This is a genomic window from bacterium, from assembly GCA_037143175.1.
Classification (GTDB): Bacteria; Verrucomicrobiota; Kiritimatiellia; order CAIKKV01; family CAITUY01; genus JAABPW01.
In genome coordinates this window covers 1-7,696 of the sequence record JBAWZF010000083.1, presented here as the reverse complement: position 1 = coordinate 7,696, position 7,696 = coordinate 1, and the positions used below count along the sequence as shown (strand labels likewise).

8 protein-coding genes are annotated in these 7,696 nt (G+C 51.8%); 1 reads left to right on the top strand and 7 read right to left on the bottom strand.

Annotated features, from left to right (window positions below; all coding sequences use genetic code 11):
• The coding region (locus WCI03_14740; protein ID MEI8141110.1) for a response regulator at window positions 1-423 on the top strand (423 nt) is incomplete at its 5' end.
• On the opposite strand, the gene WCI03_14735 is transcribed toward WCI03_14740, so the two are convergent.
• From WCI03_14735 to WCI03_14705, 7 genes are all read right to left on the bottom strand, one after another.
• Entirely contained in the window at window positions 396-1,817 is a 1,422-nt protein-coding gene (locus WCI03_14735) for a sigma-54 dependent transcriptional regulator (GenBank protein MEI8141109.1), read from the bottom strand. The two genes, WCI03_14740 and WCI03_14735, sit on opposite strands and share 28 nt — an antisense overlap.
• Window positions 1,814-3,016: a response regulator gene (locus tag WCI03_14730; GenBank protein ID MEI8141108.1), complete on the bottom strand. Its 1,203-nt coding sequence runs from the start codon at window positions 3,014-3,016 to the stop codon at window positions 1,814-1,816. The genes WCI03_14735 and WCI03_14730 overlap by 4 nt, the downstream gene beginning before the upstream one ends.
• Window positions 3,013-3,771: an HD domain-containing phosphohydrolase gene (locus WCI03_14725; protein ID MEI8141107.1), complete on the bottom strand. Its 759-nt coding sequence runs from the start codon at window positions 3,769-3,771 to the stop codon at window positions 3,013-3,015. Before WCI03_14725 ends, WCI03_14730 begins: the two co-directional genes overlap by 4 nt.
• Before the next feature lie 246 nt (window positions 3,772-4,017).
• On the bottom strand, window positions 4,018-5,553 hold the full coding sequence (locus tag WCI03_14720) for a leucine-rich repeat domain-containing protein (protein MEI8141106.1): 1,536 nt from the start codon (window positions 5,551-5,553) through the stop codon (window positions 4,018-4,020).
• Window positions 5,554-5,666: 113 nt separating this feature from the next.
• Window positions 5,667-6,341 (bottom strand): Ig-like domain-containing protein, encoded by a 675-nt coding sequence (locus WCI03_14715; GenBank protein ID MEI8141105.1) that lies wholly within the window; start codon window positions 6,339-6,341, stop codon window positions 5,667-5,669.
• Window positions 6,342-6,462: 121 nt separating this feature from the next.
• Complete coding sequence (locus tag WCI03_14710; protein MEI8141104.1) at window positions 6,463-7,338, bottom strand: tetratricopeptide repeat protein; 876 nt, start codon at window positions 7,336-7,338, stop codon at window positions 6,463-6,465.
• Window positions 7,339-7,441: 103 nt separating this feature from the next.
• The gene (locus WCI03_14705) at window positions 7,442-7,639 is read right to left on the bottom strand and encodes a hypothetical protein (GenBank protein MEI8141103.1); all 198 of its coding nucleotides are present in this window, start codon (window positions 7,637-7,639) and stop codon (window positions 7,442-7,444) included.
• Window positions 7,640-7,696 lie beyond the last annotated feature (57 nt).

The window sequence follows — 7,696 nt, the reverse complement described above, 5'->3', positions numbered from 1 at the left end:
CCTCAACACCCTCTGCGCAACTACTTTTACCGTTTGAGGGCTGACCCCAATCCGTCCGATGTGGTTCTCTCAAAAATCGTGAGTTATGGCCTCGGGATGGTCGGATACGAGGCGAGGGTGGAAAATGACTCAAGCCACGCTCTTCTGGCCGTGCGTGCCTTCATGCCCGATCTGATCCTGCTTGATGTGGTCATGCCGGACATGGATGGAGGCGCCGTAGCGCAACAACTGAGAGCGAAGGCGGACATCTGCAGGATTCCTATCATCTATTTCACCTCAGTGGTGAGCAAGGAGGAAGCGGCCCGTTTGGCGGAACAGGGAGAGCGATATCTTTGCAAACCCATGAGCATCGTCATGCTGAAGCAATACATCGAAACATTCTTCGCCGACAACCTCTACGGGGTGAGTAACGTCAGGCGGTAGAATTTGGCGCGGCTGATGCCCATCTGTTGCGCCGCCACTGAAACATTTCCGTTGGTTTTCGCAAGGCTCCGCTGGGCCAGAACCCGCTCAGCGGCATGCAAATTTAAAGGAATTTCATCGAAACCCGATGCCGTCGTGCCTTCCTCCGCATGTTTGGAGTCCCCGGCAAGGGGTTTATCATGGAAGTGAAGGTGTTCAGGAGCAATATTTTTGCCGGCGCACTCAATCAGCGCCCGTTCAACCCTGTTTTTCAATTCGCGCACATTCCCGGGGAAACGCTGTTTCTCCAGAATGATCAAGGTCTCTTCCTTGAAAATGGGACAAGGCATTCCCATTTCCAGGGAAAGTTTCAAGGCGAAATGCCTGGCCAGTAACGAAATATCCTCGGGGCGTTCGCGTAACGGGGGCAGAATAAAAGGGAAAGTGGCCAGGCGGTAGAAGAGATCTGATCGAAAGGTTCCGGCGGCTATTTTGGATTCCAAGGACGCGTTGGTGGCCGACACGATGCGCACATTGGTTTTTATTCCCTGGTTCGCGCCAACCGGCATGACGACTTTATCTTCAAGAACACGCAGCAGTTTAGCCTGTATGCTCAAGTGCATGTCGCCAATCTCATCCAGAAAGACGGTCCCTTTATCCGCCGTCTCGAAACAGCCCTTGCGATCCGCCGTCGCGCCGGTAAAAGCCCCACGAACATGCCCGAAAAGCATGGAATCGGCGAGTTCTGCGGGGACAGCGGCACAGTTCACCGCCACAAAAGGCTGGAGGGAACGGTCGCTTCCGTAATGGATTGCTCGCGCTACCAACTCTTTGCCGGTGCCACTCTCACCGGTGATCAGGACTGATGTATTGGGCGTCCGCTGCAGTAGGCGGATATCGAGCAGTAGTTTCCGGATGGCAGCCGACTTGCCCACGAACGCTTCAATGCCCCATCGTTCAGATTCCTGTCGCGTCATGAGTGATAGCCGTTCAACCAGGCCTTCCGTCTCCTGGATAATGGCCCGGTAGCGAACAGTCCGCTTCACCGTCGCCACCAGGTCTTCCCGGTTGATCGGTTTTTCGAGAAAATCGAAGGCACCTAACCGCAGGGCTTGTATCGCCACATTTTTGTCCGCACTACCGGTCATTACAATGACCTCGATCAACGGGCTTTGTTCCTTGAGCATCTTAATGAGGGCCAATCCATCGATTCCACCGGGCATGTTAATATCAGTGATGACAATATCCGTCGGTTTATCCCGGAACGCGGCCAGGCCTTTTCTGGCATCCGTAAAGCACTGCACCGAACAACCTGCTGAACTCAAAAAGCCCTTGATTAACTCACAAAAGCAGGCTTCGTCGTCAAAGACTGAAACGGATAAGCGCCGGGCAGAAGACGGGTGAGGCGAGGTCATGCACCACACTCCTTGCTAGCCGCGCCGGAATGTCCGGGAAAACCTATGACGACGGTCGTGAAATCCGGGACCGAGGTGTCCACACTAATTCGGGCGCCATGCAACTCGGCGATCAGTCGGGCAGAATAGGCGCCGAGCCCGGTGCCGTGCTTCTTCCCTGCAGTCGAAAACTTCTGGAAGAATCGGTCCCTGATGCTTTCCGGCACGGATCCCCGGTTTCGAAGGCTCACCACCATCGGATCACCGCGTTTGAATCGAAAGGTCACCGTCGCGCCGGTTGGCGAAGCCTCCAGAGCGTTCTTCAGGAGGTTTCCGAGCATGGAGTAGCACAACATACGCTCACCCTGCACCACAAACGCATCGGTCTTTGTGTAGGGATGGTCATCAACCATGATGTCAATGACAAGCTCCTTGGCTCTCATGAGCGTCGTGTTGTGAATAATAACCTCTTGCGCAACTCGCAGGAGGTCAACCGCCTCCAGGCGAAGGGTGTACATCCCCTGTTCCATCTTGAAAAGGTCAAGGGATCGGTTGATCATATCCAACATCCGACGCCCCGCACTCTCGATATTGTCGAGCCATCCGCTCTGTTCCTCCGTCAGTTTGCCGGGCGTCATTCTGATCAGTTCCGGAGCGCCAATGATGATACACAAAGGCGCCTTGAGATCGTGGCGCACGATGTTCTCGACCTCCTCGCGAAAGGCGGCGGCTTGGCAGAGTTGTTCATTGGCCGCAGTCAGGCGAATCACAACTTCCTGAAGTTCCTGCTGATACCGTTCCTTGGCCTCCTGCTCGCGCCGTCGTTCATCATCCAGTTTCTTGATCGTGGCCGCATTGCTGACGGCGCGAAGGATTGCGTTTTTGCCGGCAGGCTTGATGAGGTAGTCAAAGGCGCCGGATCGCAACGCTTCCGCGGCTGTAGCGATGGTGGGCCCCCCCGTCATCATGATGACCTGGACATAGGGGGCGGCGGTACGAATGGCTTGGAGGAGTTCGATGCCACTGATCCCCGGCAAAACAATGTCGCTGACGACAACGTCGAAATTGTTGTCTCCGAGGAGCCGCAGGGCTTCCTGCGCATCAGCGGCCACTTCGACCGTATAGTCATCGGCCACCAGGAACTCCCGCAAACTGATGCGGATGCTCTTCTCGTCATCAACGACCAGTACCCGTCCCATCCTGTTTCCAGATGATTTCACGAGGCCTCTCCAAAAGCGGGCATTGCATCGTCCAACTTGAACCCTTTCTCCCGAAAGAGCCGCACACAGGCGTCCCCGACATCGGTATCATAAAACGTTCCTCGCCTTTCGACGATCTCGGCGAGCGCCGCCTCAATCCCGAGTGCCGCGCGGTACGGCCTGTGGCTGGCCATGGCCTCAATCACGTCCGCCACGGCAAGAATCCTGGACTCGATCCTGATGGCGCCTCCCGACAATCCGAGCGGATAACCTGATCCGTCCAGCCGTTCGTGATGCTGGAGAACGATCTCGGCCAGCGGCCAGGGGAATCGTACAGTACTGAGTATACGCGCGCCTGTTTCCGGATGCTTTCGAATGATGCCCAACTCCTCTTTGCCCAGTTTGCCCGGATAACTCATGATCTCGGCCGGGACGCAGATTTTTCCCACATCATGAACCAATCCGGCATAGTATGTGCCTAGAATTTCTTCTTCGGGTCGCTCCATTTCCTCGGCGATGGCCCTGGCTAACCACGCCACACGCTGCTCGTGCCCCGCCGTATAGGGGTCTCTTGATTCCACGGCCAGCGCCATCGCACGAATGGTTCCCTCCAGCGCGTCGCGCAATTCCCCCGTGCGCTGTCGCACAAGTTCCTCCAGGTTCTCCTGATACTGCCGGTTTTCCGCTTGGAGTCGCCGATTTTCGTCCAAGATCCTCTTGGTCTCGACGGCCCTGCGTACGGCCGTGAGAATGGTAGAATTTTCTGGAACATACACACCACCTCGATATAACGATCCCGGGAATGATTATTGGGATTAGGAGTGGTGCTTCGATGTAAGTAATACGATAGCAAATGGTTACATGAAAGTCAAGCGTACGCCACGCTTGCGCTATCCGTAAAACCGCTGTACTGGACACCGGGGCGGAGGTCAGGTTGTCTATCACCACAACGATTCCGAGAGATTTATGAGCAGGTGATGATAAGGATCAGGATCAGATAGATGAAGGGGGGAGAGTTTGACTCAGGGCGAACTGATTCGATAATACCGCCCTGGATAATTCGTCCACTGGGGATCACTGAAATAGAGGGAATCGCCAGCAAGAGTGTTAGTTTTCATACCCAACCAAAAAGAATCAGCTAGATTTGTGGAGGCTTGCACCACCACGACCAAGCCGCTCGCACAGACCCAGTTGATATTGAATCCAAATTGATTCGTAGACGCACCGAAAGATCCATCTCCCAAAATCTTAGGCCTCCACTCCGCAGTGGGTTGCCCGCCGAATGTCGTGTCCCAGCCGGTGGTTTTAGACAAGTAGTAGATAGTTGCATTTGTTGCGCCGCTAAACACATCCACACCTAAACTGGGAGCATTACCTTTAAAATATATCGCAGTCAGGTTGGCGCAAGATGCAAATGCATTATTCCCGATATTGGTGATGCTATTCGGAATCACAGCATTGGTTAAATTGGTGTAACCAGCAAATGCATTGCTCCGAATGTTGGTGACGGGGATACCATGGAGCGTGCCGGGAATGGTCACTGCACCGCCCGCGCCGGTATACTGTAATATGGTGATATATGAACCCTTGTAGTCATATAAATAATCTGGAATATCTTGCCATAGCGCTGTCGGGCGACCACCATAAGTCGAAATCCAGCCTGTAGTACCAGGCAAGTAATAAATAATAGTCGAGCTATTACCAAAAAACACATTCGAACCACCAAGACTTGGTGCGTTTCCTGCGAAATAGCCCCCCTTCAGGGGTGTAGCTGAAAAAGCCCAGTCCCCGATGCTGATGACACTAGCCGGAAGAATGACATTAGTTAAACTCGTGCAGGAATAGAACGCATTGATTCCGATGCTAGTGACACCAGAAGGAATTACGACATTAGTTAAACTCGTGCAGGAGAAGAACGTATAACTCCCAATGCTGGTCACACCGGAGGGTATCGTAACGCTGCGCAGGCTCGTGCAGGACTCAAACGTATTGCTTCCAATGATGGTGACAGTGGCGGGTATCGTGATGCTGGCCAGACTTGTGCAGTGATAAAACGCCAGGTCTCCCACACGAGTAACGCCGGATGGAATCGTTAGATTGGTCAGACTCGTGCAGTAATAGAATGCGTAATTTCCAACACGAGTAACCCCCGGGGGTATCGTGACTCTGGCGAGACTAGTGCAGTCGGCAAAAACATAATCCCCTATACTGGTGACGCTGGTGGGAATTGTAACATTGGTCAGACTGTAGCAATCAGCAAAAGAATAATCCCCAATAGTGGTTACACTGGTGGGAATTGTGACGCTGGTTAGGCTAGTGCATAGCTTAAAAGCATTACTGCCAATACTTGTGACTTGCAGATTATTGATCGCGTTGGTGATGGTCACCGCACCGCCGGTACCGATATATTTGGTAATGGTAATTGCACCATTATTTGTCGTGTACAGATAATCCTCAGCGATCACACCTGCTTTACTTGCCAACAAGAACAATACAGATAAAAATGAAATTATCCTGAAATGCGTCCAACTGGAAAGATAATGAGGTTCGGGTTTCATAGTCACAATTCCGGTTAGATCAGGGACTATCTTAATCATTCTTTAATCAGGAATATTCGCGACCATACACCCAGCCATCGTTTCTCTATCTGTGAAATACACATTCACTACTCTCAAAAATGCTGATATACGGTTGCAGTCACCCGATTACCATCAGAGTCAGTACATGTTATTGTGTTCGTGCCTGGTGCGCTTGCGCTATATGTCGCTCCGCTACCTGAGGCTCCGGTTATCGACCCCAAACTACTATTAGATACAGTCCATGTGTATGAAAGCGCTCCTCCAGATCCCGTGAAAGTGACACTTGAACCTGGAGCAACGGTCACTAGAGTTGGCGCAATTGTCATAGGGGCTGAGGAAGAAGATGACCCGGCTGATTTGAAATTAATTTGCGCAGAACCTGTCACACTGTATTCAGCTGAATTACTGGTACTAGAACCGCTACCCGGAATAGTGGATGTCACCTTGAGAGTGACCGATCCGCTCAGTGTGTCGCTTGAGGGTGCGGTATAGAGCACTTGACTGCCTGTCAGGGACGACAGCGATCCTTGAGCCGAACTGGTGGAGCCGCTACTGCTTCCTGATCCTTCGAGCGCCCAATTGTAATGATAACCGCCGCTCACGCTGAAAGTCTGCGACTGTCCGGATGAAAGGGTGACAGATGATGGGGAAATGACAAGCTCCTCTGTTGAACTTGCTGTATCGCACCCCGTTAAAATGAATGTTCCTGCCACGCAAATAAAACCAAACAGTCCAACAACAATTTTCTGACGCAATTTAGTAGTCATGATTTCTCCATCGGAAACATAATCCATTCATTACCAGCAATTTACAATGCCACTTACGATAACCTTTTGTTATAATAGGCATAGCGAATGATGAGTGCAAGTGAAACAACACACACACTGGTCAAGGTGCCTTGGTGGGTGTCCAATGTTTACACCAGTCCTGTGCCGCCTTTCGCTCTGATGGGGAGGCATTTTTCGCAATAAAAGCCACCATTAACGATGCTTCCTTGTTCCCTCCAGCAGTCGCCAAAAGGAACCATCCATACGCCGCCTGTACATCCTTAATAATTCCTATACCATGGAAATATGCGGCACCAAGATTACATTGTGCGTCAGCGTTCCCTTGATCAGCAGCCTTTAGGAACCACTTTGTGGCCTCTTTTTGGTTTTTTTCAACGCCTCTGCCGACAGAATACGCGAAACCAAGATTGCATTGCGCATCAGCGTTCCCTTGATCAGCTGATTTACGAATCCATTTCACAGCCTCTTTTGGATTCTTCTCGACGCCGTCACCAAAAGCATATGCGGTACTTAAATTACATTGGGCAACGGCATTCCCCTGTTCTGCTGCCTTGCGGAACCACTTTACCGCTTCTGCGAGATCTCGTTCGACTCCATCACCACAAGCATATGCAGCGCCAAGATTGCATTGCGCATCAGCGTTCCCTTGATCAGCTGATTTACGAATCCATTTCACAGCCTCTTTTGGATTCTTCTCGACGCCTCTACCGACAGAATATGCAAAGCCAAGATTAAGTTGTGCGCCAGCATTTCCTTGCTTGGCCTCCTTTTGTAGTCTCAGAATATCTGTCGTATTTGACTGTATCGCATCACGGCAACCACCTCCAAAATTAAACATTGCGAAAATTAAACAAACAACTGGAAATCTAATTTTTCGCATAAGTTCTACCTGAATAATATTCTGATGATGGGGATAACTGACTTCGTCGAATCGAATGTCCTTTAGCCTGACGGTTGTGCCGGTCTTCGTAGCCATCGTGACTCCTTTGGAATTCGATGAGTCTAGAGTGGGTTGTGCAGGCGTGCAACACGAATGAGGCGCCAAACGATTCTGTTCGATTGGCGCCCCACACCTCGGCTTACACGAGATCCGACGGCCTCGGATGCTGCCTACGCTCCGCCAGGATCGCCTCGGCCCACTCCGCCAGCACACGATTCGGACCCAACTTAATCGTAATCAGCTGGTCTTCCTCGTTTCTATAACTGACCTGATAGGTGTCAGTCCCATCGGTACTGGCAAAGCCCATCACAATGGCGTCCGCTGGGACATCGATCATGGCTGCGATTCAGACACTGGGGAGGGGCTCGGGGGGTGCCAACCCTGACCGTTAAAA

What these genes read in the sequence shown, in the direction of transcription:
- WCI03_14735 (MEI8141109.1), bottom strand. Translation starts at nt 1,817, where the DNA reads ATGACCTCGCCTCACCCGTCTTCTGCCCGGCGCTTATCCGTTTCAGTC.
- WCI03_14720 (MEI8141106.1), bottom strand. Translation starts at nt 5,553, where the DNA reads ATGAAACCCGAACCTCATTATCTTTCCAGTTGGACGCATTTCAGGATA.
- WCI03_14715 (MEI8141105.1), bottom strand. Translation starts at nt 6,341, where the DNA reads ATGACTACTAAATTGCGTCAGAAAATTGTTGTTGGACTGTTTGGTTTT.
- WCI03_14710 (MEI8141104.1), bottom strand. Translation starts at nt 7,338, where the DNA reads ATGGCTACGAAGACCGGCACAACCGTCAGGCTAAAGGACATTCGATTC.
- WCI03_14705 (MEI8141103.1), bottom strand. Translation starts at nt 7,639, where the DNA reads ATGATCGATGTCCCAGCGGACGCCATTGTGATGGGCTTTGCCAGTACC.